The 14,767-nt window shown below is 63.3% G+C and carries 13 protein-coding genes; 7 read left to right on the top strand and 6 right to left on the bottom strand.

Going from position 1 to position 14,767, the window contains the following annotated elements; translation table 11 throughout:
* The first annotated feature begins 34 nt into the window (after nt 1–34).
* Nucleotides 35–541 carry a universal stress protein gene (locus KSW38_RS09645; protein ID WP_216924592.1) on the top strand — a complete coding sequence of 169 codons (507 nt, stop codon included), beginning with the start codon at nt 35–37 and terminating at the stop codon, nt 539–541.
* Between the two features lie 265 nt (nt 542–806).
* On the opposite strand, the gene KSW38_RS09640 is transcribed toward KSW38_RS09645, so the two are convergent.
* From KSW38_RS09640 to KSW38_RS09625, 4 genes are read right to left on the bottom strand one after another with little or no spacing between them, the layout of a single operon-like run.
* Nucleotides 807–2,198, bottom strand: coding sequence for a GntP family permease (locus KSW38_RS09640; protein WP_216924590.1), 1,392 nt, complete (start codon nt 2,196–2,198; stop codon nt 807–809).
* A 24-nt stretch (nt 2,199–2,222) separates the two neighbouring features.
* Nucleotides 2,223–2,858 (bottom strand): bifunctional 4-hydroxy-2-oxoglutarate aldolase/2-dehydro-3-deoxy-phosphogluconate aldolase, encoded by a 636-nt coding sequence (locus tag KSW38_RS09635; RefSeq protein ID WP_216924588.1) that lies wholly within the window; start codon nt 2,856–2,858, stop codon nt 2,223–2,225.
* A complete protein-coding gene (locus tag KSW38_RS09630; RefSeq protein ID WP_216924586.1) occupies nt 2,855–4,513 on the bottom strand; it encodes an N-acyl-D-amino-acid deacylase family protein in 1,659 nt (552 codons plus the stop codon). Before KSW38_RS09630 ends, KSW38_RS09635 begins: the two co-directional genes overlap by 4 nt.
* Nucleotides 4,514–4,523: 10 nt before the next feature.
* On the bottom strand, nt 4,524–5,831 hold the full coding sequence (locus KSW38_RS09625; RefSeq protein WP_216924584.1) for a type III PLP-dependent enzyme domain-containing protein: 1,308 nt from the start codon (nt 5,829–5,831) through the stop codon (nt 4,524–4,526).
* Nucleotides 5,832–5,955: 124 nt separating this feature from the next.
* On the opposite strand from KSW38_RS09625, the gene KSW38_RS09620 reads away from it, so the two are divergent.
* The 3 genes from KSW38_RS09620 to KSW38_RS09610 are packed head-to-tail and all read left to right on the top strand — an operon-like array spanning nt 5,956 to nt 8,187.
* The gene (locus tag KSW38_RS09620) at nt 5,956–7,020 is read left to right on the top strand and encodes a sugar kinase (protein WP_308169318.1); all 1,065 of its coding nucleotides are present in this window, start codon (nt 5,956–5,958) and stop codon (nt 7,018–7,020) included.
* 19 nt (nt 7,021–7,039) lie between these two features.
* Nucleotides 7,040–7,786, top strand: a complete 747-nt coding sequence (locus tag KSW38_RS09615; protein WP_223947367.1) for an IclR family transcriptional regulator — start codon at nt 7,040–7,042, stop codon at nt 7,784–7,786.
* On the top strand, nt 7,783–8,187 hold the full coding sequence (locus tag KSW38_RS09610) for a RidA family protein (protein WP_216924578.1): 405 nt from the start codon (nt 7,783–7,785) through the stop codon (nt 8,185–8,187). Before KSW38_RS09615 ends, KSW38_RS09610 begins: the two co-directional genes overlap by 4 nt.
* Nucleotides 8,188–8,438: 251 nt before the next feature.
* Here the strand turns inward: KSW38_RS09610 and KSW38_RS09605 are convergent, their stop codons facing one another.
* Complete coding sequence (locus KSW38_RS09605) at nt 8,439–9,740, bottom strand: LssY C-terminal domain-containing protein (RefSeq protein ID WP_216924576.1); 1,302 nt, start codon at nt 9,738–9,740, stop codon at nt 8,439–8,441.
* Between the two features lie 210 nt (nt 9,741–9,950).
* On the opposite strand from KSW38_RS09605, the gene KSW38_RS09600 reads away from it, so the two are divergent.
* The 3 genes from KSW38_RS09600 to KSW38_RS09590 are packed head-to-tail and all read left to right on the top strand — an operon-like array spanning nt 9,951 to nt 13,734.
* Nucleotides 9,951–10,553, top strand: a complete 603-nt coding sequence (locus KSW38_RS09600) for a PadR family transcriptional regulator (protein ID WP_216924574.1) — start codon at nt 9,951–9,953, stop codon at nt 10,551–10,553.
* Nucleotides 10,550–12,316, top strand: coding sequence for a sulfatase (locus tag KSW38_RS09595; protein WP_216924572.1), 1,767 nt, complete (start codon nt 10,550–10,552; stop codon nt 12,314–12,316). Before KSW38_RS09600 ends, KSW38_RS09595 begins: the two co-directional genes overlap by 4 nt.
* Before the next feature lie 59 nt (nt 12,317–12,375).
* Complete coding sequence (locus KSW38_RS09590) at nt 12,376–13,734, top strand: MFS transporter (protein WP_216924570.1); 1,359 nt, start codon at nt 12,376–12,378, stop codon at nt 13,732–13,734.
* Between the two features lie 52 nt (nt 13,735–13,786).
* Here the strand turns inward: KSW38_RS09590 and KSW38_RS09585 are convergent, their stop codons facing one another.
* Nucleotides 13,787–14,764, bottom strand: coding sequence for an NAD-dependent epimerase/dehydratase family protein (locus tag KSW38_RS09585; protein WP_216924568.1), 978 nt, complete (start codon nt 14,762–14,764; stop codon nt 13,787–13,789).
* Between the last annotated feature and the right edge of the window lie 3 nt (nt 14,765–14,767).

Genomic DNA, 14,767 nt, shown 5'->3' with positions numbered 1-14,767 from the left:
TGTTCAAGGACACCTCGCGGCGCAACAATAGGGTATGGCTGCGGAGAATTTCAGCGGACGGATTCCTTTGGTTGTCGGCGTCTTGCCCGACCAGCATGTGGAGGTGCTGCAAACGGCCCGGACGCTGGCGGAGCAACTCGGGGTGCCCCTGGTTTGCGCGTACGTAGACGAGGCCAGCTACCTCGTGGAATGGGACCCGGCGCGCGAGACACACCGGATGTCGCTTCATCCGGAGAAGGATGACGAGGATGTCGCAGCTGTTCGCAGTGATCTGGGCAAGCTCATCGGCGACGCCATGGATGGTGGCTCGGCGGATTGGACTCTGCGGTTGCTGGCTGGAGACCCTGCGCGTGCCTTGGGAAGACTCGCCGAGGACATCCACGCCTCGATGATCATTGTCGGCACGCCGGAGCCTGGCCTAGGACATCGCATTTCCGAGGCTTTGAACGGCTCTGTGGCGGCGTGGCTGAGCCACCACCAACGCCGGCCCGTGCTGATCGTGCCGCAGAAAAAGCCGCAGGAAGCTGCCCGTAAAAACTAAAGCGAAAGTACTTATTCGAGGTGGTGGCAATGCCGTCCCGCCCAACGTAGAGTGATTACTGCAGGACGGCGAAAGCACCTGCTCAAAGACCGCTCCGGAGTGCGTATCCCCCAATAACGCACTCCGGAGCTCTTTGTTTAACCGGCGCTGGACTCCGCAGCACTGTAGCTTCCCGACCCTCTTTCGCACGCAAACAGTCCCGACACGCCGTCTCTCTCGGCATCTCGGGACCGTTTAGCTTTCAAAGTAGGTCGTGAAGCTACGCCTACCTCACGAACGTGTACAGCAGCGCCGCCATTGCGAAGCCCACGATGGACAACACCGTTTCCAGGACCGTCCACGTCTTGAGGGTGTCCTTGACGGACATGTTGAAGTACTTGGAGATGATCCAGAAGCCGCCGTCGTTGACGTGGCTGGCAATGATGGAGCCGGAGGAGATAGCCACCACGATCAGGGCGAGCTGCGGCTGGGAGTAACCGGTCGCCAGGCTCGGGGCCAGGATGCCACCGGTGGTTACAATCGCCACGGTGGCCGAGCCCTGCGCAATGCGCATACCCGCACTGATCACGAAGGCGGAGAGGATGATCGGCAGGCCGGCCTGGGCCAGCGAGTCCGCCACGGCCTTTCCTACACCGGTAGCCGAGAGAACCGCGCCGAAGAAGGCACCGGCGCCAACAACCAACAGGATCATGCCCACGGGACGAAGCGATGAACCCGTGATTTCGCTGAGCTCGGCGGAGGTCATGCCGCGTCGGATACCCAGGAGCCACATGGCCAGCAGCACGGCGACCGTCAGCGCGATGGCCGGGTTGCCGAAGAACTGGAGCACATCCCGGAAAACACCGGGAGGAGCAAAGATGTTGCCGAACGTGCCGCCAAGGATGAGGATCATGGGCAGGCCGATGGCCAACAGCACCAGTCCGATGGACGGCTCGTGGCCGCGGGCTTCCTCGGCCTCGGGAACGATCCGGTCCTCAGGCACGGAAACCATCACGCGCTTGCCGATCCACGTGCCCCACAAAATACCGGAAGCGAACCAGGCCGGGATACCGCAGATGAGGCCCATGAGAATGATCCAGCCAAGGTCAACATGGAACAGGCCGGCGGCAGCAACGGGCCCGGGGTGCGGTGGCAGGAAGGCGTGCGTCACGGAAAGGCCGGCCAGCAAAGGAAGTGCGTACAGTGCCAGCGACTTGCCACCGCGAATTGCAGCGACGTAAACCAGCGGCGCCAGGACGAAGATGCCGATATCGAAGAACACGGGAATACCCAGCACAAAACCGGTGATGCCCATGGCGAGCGGGGTGCCCTTTTCTCCGAAGATCTTCACGAGCCGGCCGAGCAGCACTTCCGCGCCACCAGACCGTTCGAGGATCGCACCGAGCACTGTACCGAGGCCGATGATCACGGTGATGTGGCCAAGGATTCCAGCGAAGCCCTTCTCAATCAGGGCGTCACTGCTCTTGGTGGCCGAACCGACCAACGCTTCCACTGAGACCCCACCCACCAAGGCCACGATCACGCCGGTTCCCACCAGGGCGATGAAGGGTTCGAGCTTGACCTTGATGATCAGGAACAGCAGGAGGGCGATGCCCGCGCCTGCCAGGAGGAGCAGGCCGGCGGTGTCGTGCCGCAGCCATTCGAGGAATTCATTCATGGGGGGTTTCTTTCTGGGTGAGTCCTACTTGAGGGTGCCGGTAAACGCGGCGGCACGGGCCGCGATGTCTGCCCAGTTGCCTGCAGCGACTGCTGCGGGCGGGACCACGCTGGTGCCGCAGCAGACTGCGGCAGCACCGGCGTCGAGGTAGCTCTTGGCGTTGGAAGCGTCGATGCCTCCCGAAGGCAAAAAGCGAATGCCCGGGTAGGGGCCCTGCAGGTCCTTCAGATACGCCGGCCCAAGCTGGCGGGCAGGGAAAATCTTGACGACGCCGGACCCAAGGTCAAGCGCCTGCGCCACTTCGGTGGGTGTCATGGCGCCAAGGCTGAAGGGAATGCCGGCGGCCACAGCCACTGCTGCAACCTCGGGCCGGATGCCCGGCGTGACCAGGAACTTTGCCCCGGCGTCGATGGCTGCGCGGGCTTGGTCTGCGGTCAGGACCGTACCGATTCCGACGGCGGCGCCGTGGTCCGCGGCGGTCTCGGCTGCACGCTGTACGTGCTTGAGCGCATCAGGCGTGGTGAACGTCAGTTCGACGCTGCGGATGCCGCCGTCGGCCAGTGCCCGGCAGAGATCCGCTGCGTCCGTGATGGAGGGAGCGCGGACCACGGCAAGGGTGCGGTCGGCCTCAAGCTGCTGGATGAATTGTTCGGGGGTCATGACTTTCCTTCTCGGGTGAGTCCGTCTGGCTGTCGGCGCAGGGCACGGCCGGCGCGGGCACCGGTGGGCCGGCCGCCGTCGATCGCTGCTGCGCCGTTGACGAAGACGTAATAAATGCCGCTGGCGGCTTGGCGGGGATTCTCAAAAGTGGCTTCGTCGCGAATGGTCTCCGGGTCGAACAGCACGACGTCGGCCGCGTAGCCTTCGCGGACCAATCCCCTTTTGTGGAGCTTGAGTCGTGCGGCCGGACGCCCACTCAGGTGATGGACCGTTTCCTCAAGGCTGAGCAATCCGAGATCGCGGGAGTAGTGGCCGAGGTAGCGCGGGAATGTTCCCAAGGCCCGGGGGTGTGGCTTGGCGCCAACCAGGAGGCCGTCGCTGCCGCCGGTGTGCGTGCGGTGTTTCATGATGGCCTGGACGTTTTCCTCGTGCCCCACGTGCTGCAGGATTCCGGTGCCTAGGCGGTCATCAACGAGGATGCGGACGAAGACATCGAACGGCTCCTCGTTGGTCTCGGCGGCGATGTCCTTGATGGTCCTGCCCACGTAGGCCGCGAGCGCCGGGTTCTGGACGCCGCTGATTTCCAGGGTGTCCCACTCGGCAACCACTCCGTGGCAGCCGTCCGAACCATAGATCTCCACGGCCTCTCTGATACGTGCGCGGGGTTCGGGGTCTTTGAGGCGGGCAAGCGTCGCTTCCGTGCCCCCGGACGATGCCCAGCTGGGGAGGATCGCGGAGAGCGTGGTGGCTCCGGGGAGGTAGGGGTAAGTGTCCAGGGTGATGTCCACGCCGTTATCAAGCGCGTTATCGATGAGCTCCAGGAGTTCGCCTGCCCGGCCCTTGTTCTCCGCGAAGTTCATGGTGGCATGGGACAAATGAAGGGCGCAGCCTGTGTCCCTGCTCAGGCCGATCATCTCCGCATAGGCATCCAGTGCACCCTTGCCGTAGGAACGGTGGTGCGGTGCATAGAAGCCACCCAGCTCGCCCACAGTCCTGCAGAGGCCAGCGAGTTCTTCGGTCTGCGCGTACATGCCCGGCGTGTAGGTCAGGCCGGAGGACATTCCAACGGCGCCCTCCTCCATGGACGTGCGGATCACGTCTTGCATCTGCTGCTGTTGCTGCGGGCTGGGATCACCTTCTGCGAAGCCCATCACCATGGCCCGGACAGTGCCCTGCGGAACGAGGTACGCAGCGTTGGTGGCGATGCGGCCTGTAGTGCCGTCCGCATCGGTGACTTCGGTATCCAGCCGGTCCAGGTACTCCCCCACGGTCCGCCAATTCCAGTCGAAGTCCGCTGGGTTATCGTTCCAACCAGCGATCTTCTCCCGCACACCGGCGAGCGTGGCATCATCCACTGGTGCGTAAGAGAGGCCGTCCTGGCCCAACAGTTCCGTGGTAACGCCCTGGCTGAGCTTGGCGTAATGCTCCCTATTAACGAGCAGTTGCAAGTCCGAATGCGCGTGCATGTCAATGAAGCCGGGGCTCAGGACCAGGCCGGAGGCATCGATGACGCGGTCCGCGCCCGTTTCCGCGGCGGTGAGGGAACCGGCGTCGACGACGGCGGCAATCACGGCACCGTCCAGCAGGACGTCCGCCGGGCGGCGGTCCGCTCCGGTTCCATCCACCAGGGTGGCGTTGCTGATAAGGGTCTTCATGGCAGGGGTCCTAGAAGAAGGTGTGGATGAGGTCGACGACGGTCTGGTCGCCTGCGCTTTCGGCAAGGACAGGGATGACGGTCCACTTGTCGAAGGCTGTGCAGGGATGGGAGAGGCCCAGCCGGATCACATCGCCGGGTTGGACACTGGTGGTTTCGGGGTCGAAGGTCATGAAGCAGTGCTGATCGTTGACCGACGTGATTTCGGCTCCCTGCAGTGGTTCCATCGCGCCGCCAAGGACAGGACCGATGAGCTGCGGTTCCGGCAGTCCTTCATCGAACGGGAGGTCGCGCTTGCCGGCGTCGAGGATGGCCAGGCCCGGCTCCGTTTGTGAGACCACCCTCGCCCAACCGTGCATTGCCGCGCGGAACGGCTGGTTGCCTTGGCGGGAGAAGGGCGAAATTCCGCGGTAGAAGCCATCGTCGTGGATGATGTAGGCGCCGCTGCGGATCATGAGGTCCACGCTCGGATCCCCCATTTCGGCGCCAGTGCTGATGCAGGGCGACAGGACGGAGACGACGTCGTCGAAGTACGCGCTGCCACCCGCCGTGATGATCAACGAACCGGATCCGTACAGCCCGGCGGCGAGCAATTCCTCATGGAGAAGCCGCATCTGCGCGAGGTAGCCGCGGACGGCACCCAGTCCGGCGTCGTCGGCTGTGTGCGCGAGTGAGCCTTCATAGCCGCTGACACCTACCAGCCGCAGATTCGGTGAGGCAGCAACCGCACGGGCCACCTCCATGGCGGCATCAACACCACGTGCTCCGGTCCGGCCTCCACGGGCGCCGAGCTCCACGAGCACATCCAGCACGGCGTCGCTCCCGGCGAGCAAGTGGTTGATGACCTCCACGGTTCCCACGGAGTCCACCCAGGACAGGATCGGCGCATCGGCAGTTGACGCTCCGGCCACCCATTGGATGGCGTGCGGGTCCGTGAGGCTGTTGGCGAGCTGAAGATTCCGGACCCCGAACTCGCGGGCTACCCGAAGCTGAGCGAAGTTCGCCAACGTGATGCCCCAGGCTCCGCGGTTGAGCTGCTCGGTCCAGAGCTGGGGGGACATGGTGGTCTTGCCGTGCGGCGCCAACAACACGCCGTGTTCCTTGCACCAATCGGCCAGGTGATCAGCGTTGGCCTGGAGGGCCGCGCTATCAAGCGTGAGCAGCGGCGTCTGCAGATCGGCCAGAGTGTGCTGGGCCGCGAGGAATTGGGCATGCGTGCTCCCGTTGGCGGTGGCCGGGATGGCCTTGTGCCGCCAATCGAGCTGGCGCTCTGCAAGGCCGGCCACGGCGTGCGCCGAGATGGCTTCGGAAGTGTTCACGGGTTCATTCCCTTCGCGGGGCTGCGTTTTTGAAGCTGCGGTGTGGGGCTGTTCAGTATGAGATTCTCATTTGCGTTGCGTATTTTGCAACGCTGGTTGCAAACCTGCTGGTGATATGTCTAACATGGTGGCGGATCGAGAGTCAAGGCCGCTGAGAAGCGCACGAACTAATGGGAGAACGATGCTTTCAGCTGTATGCGTTGGCGAAACAATGGCCATGCTTACCCCTGTCCAGGCTGTTCCCCTTCACCTCGCCACCGAACTCCACTGCGGGATTGGTGGCGCTGAGTCCAATGTCGCCATGGGACTTGCGGCCATGGGCCTGGACACTCACTGGGTCAGCCGCGTGGGCCACGACGGCTTCGGCACGCGCATCCTTGACGAGCTTCAAGCGCACGGGGTGGGAGTCTCCGGCGTCGAAGTTGATCCCGAGCGGCCCACGGGCCTCTACGTGAAGGTCCCCGCCCAGGAATCAGACCCCGACGGCGGCAGCTCAGTTTTGTACTATCGGCAAGGTTCTGCGGCGTCGGCCATGGGACGCCCCTTGCTTTCCAATCCCGCTGTTTCATCACTGCTGGAAAACGCGGCCCTCATCCACCTGAGTGGGATCACGGCTGCTTTGTCTCCGGAGTGCTTGTCTCTCCTGGAAGCCCTGATGACCGAACCGCGGAACGGGCGCATCGTCAGCTTCGACGTCAATTGGCGGGAGGCCCTGTGGGCAGGCCAGGATCGTTCGGTCCTGCAGCGCTTGGCGAACCTGGCCGACGTCGTGCTTGTTGGTAAAGACGAAGCCGAGCACGCCTTCGGCACCACCGATGAGGCCGAACTTCGCCGCCTGATGCCGGACCCCCAAGTGCTGGTCATCAAGAACGAGGCGATCAGCGCCATTTCTTTGGATCGGAGTGGCACCCGGGAAGAGGTGCCCGCACTGTCCGTCGCCGTCGTCGAGCCTGTTGGCGCGGGTGACTCGTTCGCCGCCGGTTACCTCAGCGGCATGCTGTTTGGGCTTGGCCAGAAGGCGAGCCTCCGCAGGGGCCACGTCGCGGCCGCCTGCACCTTGACCGTCCACGGCGATCGTGGTCCGCTGCCTTCCGCGGGGGAACTGGCAGCCATTCTCGATTCTTCGGATGACGACTGGGCTGCTATCCATGTTGAAGAGGGACATTTCAACACCAGAACCGGAGCGTGACATTTTGAGCCAAAGCCTCATGCGAGCGATCGACCTGCTCGGCGAACTCGCCGCAAAGCCAGCAACCCTGGACGAGCTCGCGTCCAAGGCTGCCGTACACAAGACCACCGTGATGCGGCTCCTGCACGCCATGGAGGAGAAACGCTTCGTGGTCCGGGACGAAGACCAGCGGTTCATGCTCGGTTCCAAACTGTTCGAACTGTCCTCGCTGGCCTTGGAACAGCGGGATATCCGCAAGGTAGCGCACCCGCACCTCGCCGAGCTGAACGGCCGCACCGGGCATACCGTCCACCTCGCCGCGTTTGAAGGGAACGAGGTGGTGTACATCGATAAGTTCGAGTCGCACCACCCCGTCCGTATGTACTCGCGCATCGGCCTCACTGCATCGCTGCATTCGGCCGCTGTGTCCAAAGTCCTCCTCGCCGACATGCCGCGCAGCCGGCAGGAAAAAATCGCGGCGGGGCTGGACTACGTCAAAGTTACCGAGAACACCCTGACCTCACCGGAAGCCCTGCTGGCCGAACTGGAGCAGGTCAGGATCCAAGGCTGGGCCCACGACAACGCTGAGCACGAGGCATTCGTGCACTGCATCGCGGCCCCCATCCGTGATGCCAGCGGCGCCGTTGTTGCCGCAGCCTCTTGTTCGGTACCGGTAGTGATGCTCAGCTATGAAGGCTTGCTGGAGCTGCTGCCCGATCTCAAAGCCAGCACCGAGGCCATCTCGAATGACCTCGGCTGGATCAGCCACGAAAGGAACTCAGCATGAGTGAAAAGAACGTAGTACTGACCGAAAACGCCCCCGCCCCGGCGCACGTATTCTCCCAGGGCATCAAAAAGGGCGGGATGTTCCAGGTTTCCGGCCAGGGCCCCATGGATCCCGCCACCAACCAGTACATCGGCGAGGGCGACGTCCGCGTCCAGACACGTCGCACACTGGAGAACGTGAAGGCCATCCTCGAAGCGGGCGGGTCCTCCGTTGAAGACGTCATCATGTTCCGCGTCTACCTCACCACCCGCGATGACTTCGCCGCCATGAACGAGGTTTACGGCGAGTTCATCCGCGAGAACGTGCCCAGCGGTTTGCTGCCGAGCCGCACCACCGTGTTTGTGGATCTCCCGCACGAGGTCATGCTGGTGGAGATCGACGCGCTGGCCGTGACTGCGTAGGCTTCCCGGCTGCCACAGCTATTTTCCTCTGTGCCACGCTAGCGGGCTGGCGACACCTAAATCCGGGTGTCGCCAGCCCGTTTCTGTGTCCCCAGTGAATGTGCGCGTCGTCAGCGCTCCCCGCGCTCCGCCGTCGGGCGTTTCCTATGTGGTGGCTGCGGCGTGTGGCTTCCTGACCCACTTTGACGCTCGGACGGCACCGACACGCCGCATTCCCCGGCGCGTCGCGGGACCCCCGGCGTGAAAGAAGGTCAGGAAGCTACGCGGCGAACCACCGACGGCGGGACGGCCGGAACCCGCTGGCGCTTGGCATAGATCCGGGCCCGTTGGCTGGACAGGGCCAGGAGCACCAGGATGTCCGTGGCCAAGCCGGACAGGCCTGCCTCAAGCGTGAGATTGGTGGTCCCCGTGGAGGCGTCGATTGCCTGAACCACGATCGAGATGGAGCTGAGTCCCATCGCAATCACACGGGCGCCGTTGCTGCCCAGGAATATCCGCCAGGCAAGGAATACCTCGCCGAACCCGAAGACCAGGACGATCGCAGCTATGGTGACGATTGCCGCCGTCGTGCTTTGTGGGTCAAGGTTGGCGTCCTCGCTGGTGATGTCGCCGCCCGAGGTCAGCAACGTGACAGCCAAAGCCAGCGCCGCCAGGGCCCGGACGACCACGAGGAATGCGCCCGTCATGGTGGGTGCGGGGCGGCGGTCGCGGCTGTCCGTCTGACTGGCTGGTTGGTCGACGGGGACGGGCACTCGGCGGGCGTCGATGATGGGCAGATCGCCGTCCGTGGAGATCGAGTCCCCTCCGCCATTGCGCGAGTGATATCCAGTGGAAAAGTCCTTGATGACACGGACGGTCACGGCAGGCTCAGCCTCGGCGACCGTCCGTACGATGTGGTCCCGCTCAACGTCGGTATTCTGCTCGATCTTGTGGGTGATCTGCAGGGTGAACAGCGAGAAACCAACGCTGCGATCGTAGGTGCCGGCGGCGAGCCAGTCCACCTTGTGCCCGCCGGGCAGCATCCAGCCCTCGGGGCAGCGCCAAAAGCGGACGTGGTGGCGTTTGCCAGGGTTGCTGTCCACTTCCTGCTGGTAGGCGAAGTCCTGCTGGCGGTCAAAGAGGTACAAGGGACTGACCGGTGCCTGCGTGTAGCTCTGCCGCAGGATCGATGAACTGATGATGCGGCGACTACTGGCAAAAGTCACGTCGTCCGCAATGGTCCACCCAGCAGCCCTCATGATCGCTTGGATCTGCGGCTCGGTGCCCATGAGGGCCACGTTGACGGGGTCACCGAGCAGTCCGTCGCTGGTCCGGGCGCGGCCGATGAAGTAGCCGGGGACGTAAATCGTGGTCAGGATCCGGTGGAGGCGAGGCAGCAGCAGGTAGGCCAAGAATGCCCAGAACACGAAGGAGAACCACAGCTGGCCCCACCCCAGATGAAAGCTCTCCCCCACCAACAGGAATGCCAGCCACACCGCAGCGGCCCCACCAAGGACGAAGAAAGCGTGGTCGAGCCTGCTGTCCGTGACTCCTTTGTTTGGCGCTTTGTACATCGTTCCCCCCTGTGCTCCTTAAGCTTCGCCTTTCGCCCTCCTCGTGTACACAGGCTCGGGCGTTAAGGTTCGACGCCGGAACTTAGCCTGATGCCGCCGTCGAACACTAAAGCATTCCACTTGTGTCATTGACTCACCATTCCACTTGTGTCATTCTTTTCTTAGAAAGCGTGACCCGCATCACGCAATGACCTTCCAATGGAGAGAACAATGAAGCTCGAACACATCCTTCTTGGAGTCCTGCTGGAGCACCCGAGCACGGGCTACGAGATCAAGAAGTACCTGGACACCCATGGCCGGTTCCTGCGCTCCAATACGCAAATGAGCCAGGTGTACCGCTCGCTCGGGAGCATGGAGAGCCAAGGTTGGGTGACCCACAGCGTGGACCCGCGGCCCGGCGCACAGGACGCAAAGACCTACCGCGTCACTGATGAAGGAGCCACCGTGTTCCTCGATTGGCTCACCGGCCCGTATCACCCGGCCAGCCGTTTCCAGGACCCGGAACTCGGTGCACGGTTGTCCTTTTCCGGCTTCATGAGCGCCGAGCAACTCCTCCGGATTCTCGACGTCGAAATCCAGACCCGCCAGGACGAAATCGCCAGGTACCGCAACCGCGACCGCAGGGAACAATGGGCTCCCACGATCGCTTTCGACACCGAGCTGGCCGAATCTGTGGGCGAGCGCCTGCACCTGATGGGCGCGAGCGCCATTGATGCCCACGTCGCTGGACTGATCAGCCTGCGCAAGGAGCTCCTGGATGGACAGTTGTCGTCCCGCTCGCTCACCGCAGTACCGGCGGAGCTGCGACCATGAAGGCCATCATTCTCATGTTCGATAGCCTCAACAGACACATGCTGTCCCCCTACGCGGCGGACACGTTCGTAGATGCGCCCAACTTCGCCCGCCTGGCAGCAAAGACGGCCACGTTCGACAATTTCTACGCCGGTTCGATGCCCTGCATGCCAGCCCGCCGCGAAATGCACACCGGGCGCCACAATTTCCTGCACCGCAGCTGGGGGCCGCTGGAACCGTTCGACGATTCCATGCCGGAGATGCTGGGGAAAGCAGGAGTGCACACGCATCTCGTATCAGACCACCCACACTATTGGGAGGACGGAGGCGCCACCTATCATCCCCGGTACAGCACCTGGGAGTTCTTCCGTGGCCAGGAGGGCGACCCGTGGAAGGGTGTAGTAAATCCTTCCGGCGGAAGCCAGGACTGGCGTGCCGGGATGAAGCGGCAGGACCTGATCAACCGCAGTTACATGCCCACCGAGGCAGACCACTCGCAGACCAAAACCGTGGACGCCGGCCTGCACTTCATCGATACGAACCATGAAGCAGACAAGTGGATGCTCCAAATCGAGCTTTTCGATCCGCACGAGCCCTTCTTCACCCACAGCAAATACAAGGCTTTGTACGAGCATGATTACGACGGCCCCGAATTCGACTGGCCGGGATACCAGAAGGTCACCGAACCTAAGGATCAGGTGGAGCACGCCCGCTACGAATATGCCGCTTTGGTCTCGATGTGCGACAAGTCGCTGGGCCGGGTCCTGGATGCCATGGATCAGTACAACCTTTGGGAAGACACCCTCCTCCTGGTGAACACGGACCACGGCTTCCTGCTCGGCGAACACGGCTGGTGGGCCAAGTCTGTTCAACCTTGGTTCAACGAACTCGTGCACCTGCCCATGTTCCTGTGGGACCCGCGCACCGGCGGCAAGGACACCCGGCGTGGAGCCCTCGCTCAGACCATCGACATCGCACCCACCATGCTGCGCTTCTTCGGCGTCGAACCTACGAAAGACATGCAAGGCCAGGATCTGGCCGCAGTGCTACAGGACGACAGCGAAGTGCGTGAGGCAGCCCTCTTCGGTATCCACGGTGGCCACGTCAACGTCACTGACGGCCGATACGTTTACATGCGTGCCGCCGTCGATCCTTCCAATGCACCGCTGGAAGATTACACGCTGATGCCCACCCACATGCGGTCTCGGTTCTCTACGGCCGAACTCGCGCAGTGGGCACCTGCGGAAGCGTTCAGCTTCACCAAGGGACTGCGGACAATGCAGCTCCAGACCACCTCCATGATGAACTCATGGGTCCACGGAACGCTCCTGTTTGACCTGGAAACCGATCCCGGCCAAACAAACCCAATCCTCGATGACGAGCTGGAACTGCGGCTCCTGAAAACACTGGCCAACCTCATGCACGCCAACGATGCACCCGAGAGCCAGTTCCAGCGGCTCGGAATCCCTTTCGATGCCGAACCCACAGCCCAGCGCCTCCTCGCCGCCCAGCAAGCGGACAGGGCGCGGCTCGCCTTGGAACCCCTGCCTCCGATGGACAGCTTCGCCGACGGCGGAGCGGCCTTAACACTTCCCCTTCTGGAACTGCTCCAGGACGGCCGCGGCCGCGAAGCCGTGGAGAAGCACCTCCCCGGCCTCATCAGCACTGAACTGGTTAACATCCCCGCCCAGCTCAGCCTCTACCAGCTCGCAGCCGTCATCCCGGTTTCCTCGAGCGCCCTCGGGTCCATTGCCGAGGAACTGGCTGCCGTCCCCACGGCGTAACTCCAAGCCAGTGACACATCCCCAACCCAGCCTGACAATGTAGACAGGACCTACAGCCCATGACCACCCAACCCAGCCCTGCCCTCTCCACGGAAGCTCCAGCTGAAGGAGCAGCCCAAGCCAGCAAAGTTCCCCACCGCTGGCGAAACCTCGCTGTCCTCACCGGCGTCACCGTGGTGGACAATACGGAAGCCGGCCTCAGTGCCACACTCTTCCCGACCATTGCGGCGGCCCTGAAACTGCAGAGCAGCCACCTTGGCCTGCTCGCCGCACTCGGCAAAATCATCGCTGTCCCTGCCGGTCCGGCGTGGGCCTGGCTTGCCGGGAAGATCGGCCGACGGAAAGCGCTGATAGCCACAACCCTGGCAGGTGGCGTCTTCGGTATAGCGGCAGGTTTCTCGCAGGACTTCGTTCAACTGTTGATCCTCAACACCCTGATGTCGGCGTCGATCATCGGCGGAAGCCCGATCGCCAACGCGATCATCGCGGACTCCTTCGATGACAGCCAGCGCGGCAAGGCTGCGGGTTACTTCTACGGATTCATGAGCCTCATCAGCTCCTTCATTGCCCCGCTCATCGCCTTGTTCACAGGCATCACTGACGGCTGGCGGTTCGGCATGTGGACCATCGGTGGCATCTGCATCCTGGCTGGCCTGTTGGTGGCGTTGCTCCTGAAAGATCCTGGTGTGGGCGCTTCCGAGAAGCAGCTCGCAGACCTCAGCGCCCGCGAGCGCCTCGCCCCGAAAGTCACGGTCCGCTCGGTGGCCTCGCTGTTCCGGATTCCAAGCTTCTCCATCATGATGCTTTCCCGCCTGCTCTCCGGGCATCTCCTCATCACGATCTTCGGCATCCAGTTCCTCGTGGTGGAACGGGGCTTCACCAATGCCGTGGCCGCCATTGTCCTGGTGCCCTTTGGGCTCGGCTACTTTGCCGGGACCGCCGGCGGCGGCTGGCTCGTCTCCCTCCTGGACCGGATCCTTCCCGACCGTGGCCGGGTTGCCTACCTGCAGGGCGCCCAGGTTCTCTTCGCCGCCGTCGCATTCTTCGCAACCCAATTCGACTACCACAACATCGGCATCTACAGCGCGTTCTGGGCCCTGATCGGCTTCGCCCAAGGAGCGAACCCACCCGCCAACCGTCCAATCGTCGCAGCCGTCGTCCTGCCGGAACTTCGCGGCCAGGCCTTCGCTATCTTCCTGACCGTTTTCGAGACGATCGGGTGGGCCGTCTTCTCCCTCGGAGCGGGCGCCCTGGCCTCCAGCCTCGGGATCCAGGCCGTGTTCCTCTGGACGCTGGTGATCCTCATGCTGGTCAATGCGGCCGTCCTCACCGCCCTCTACTTCTGCTACCCGAGGGACGTGGAGCGTGTCCGTGACACGTTGGAGCGGCGCCGGCAGGAAGCACTGCACCAAGCCTGACCCCGTAGTTAAAGCTCGACGTCGGTACTCAGGTGAGTGCCGACGTCGAGCTTTAACTGGTGGCGAGGTTGCCGACGCTGAGTTGTTTGTGGTCGATGAGCCACTCGATGGACTCTCGCACCGCCTGTTCCGGCTCATACCGGGGCGCGTAACCCAGCAGGGACTTGGCTTTCTCAATGCTGAAGCAATGGTTGCGTGACAGGTGGCTCCAGCTCGTATCCGCGTGCCCAGGCGCGGAGACCCTGCGGAATTCCTCCCAGCTCACTGGCTCGAGGCGAGGTTCCTTCGCGAACCAGGACGCCGCGATTCCGACGTATCCGCGAACTGTCAGGGCGGTGGGAGCAACGATGTTGAAGTCCTCCCCGGCTGCGGCTTCACGTCGCTGGACGGCTTTCTCGAAGGCTTGCGCGAGGTCGTCGGCGTGCACGTGATGCATCAGCTCGGTGCCACTTCCGGGAACCTGTAGCAGCCGCCCGGCGGAGATCGTCTCCCACACGGATGGGTCCAGGTTTCCAAGTGGCCCGATCGGCTGCCATCCAGGTCCGACGATGTGACCGGGGTGCAACGACGTCGTAGCCAGCCCGCCGGAAGCCGTCTCTTCTTGCAACATGCGGGCGATTGCGCGCTTCTGGATGCCATACTCATCGGTTGGGGCCGCAGCAGAATCCGAGCCCTCCGCGATGGGCAGCTTCATGCTGGCGCCATACCGCCAAATAGAACCGCAGTGCAGGAGGTGGCCCACCTCGCCGCGGAGTCGGTTCACGAGGGCGGTGGCGGAGTCGAGCGTAAAGCAGACCAGGTCAATCACGACGTCGGCACCCAGTTCCACGATCCGGTCACCGAAGGTGCCGTCCCGGTCCTCCTGCTCCCGGTCCGCTGTGACCTGGCGGACCTGCTGCCACTCGGGTGTGTCGGTGTAGGCCTGGCGGATTCCGCGGCTGATGTTGGCCACCTCATGGCCCGCGTTGACGAGCCTGGGCACGAGGAACGAACCAATGTGGCCACTGCCGCCGATGACAACTATTTTCATGGG

Origin of the sequence: Paenarthrobacter aromaticivorans, assembly GCF_019038615.1 — a bacterium.
Lineage (GTDB): Bacteria > Actinomycetota > Actinomycetes > Actinomycetales > Micrococcaceae > Arthrobacter > Arthrobacter aromaticivorans.
This window is presented reverse-complemented; position numbering and strand designations above follow the sequence as displayed.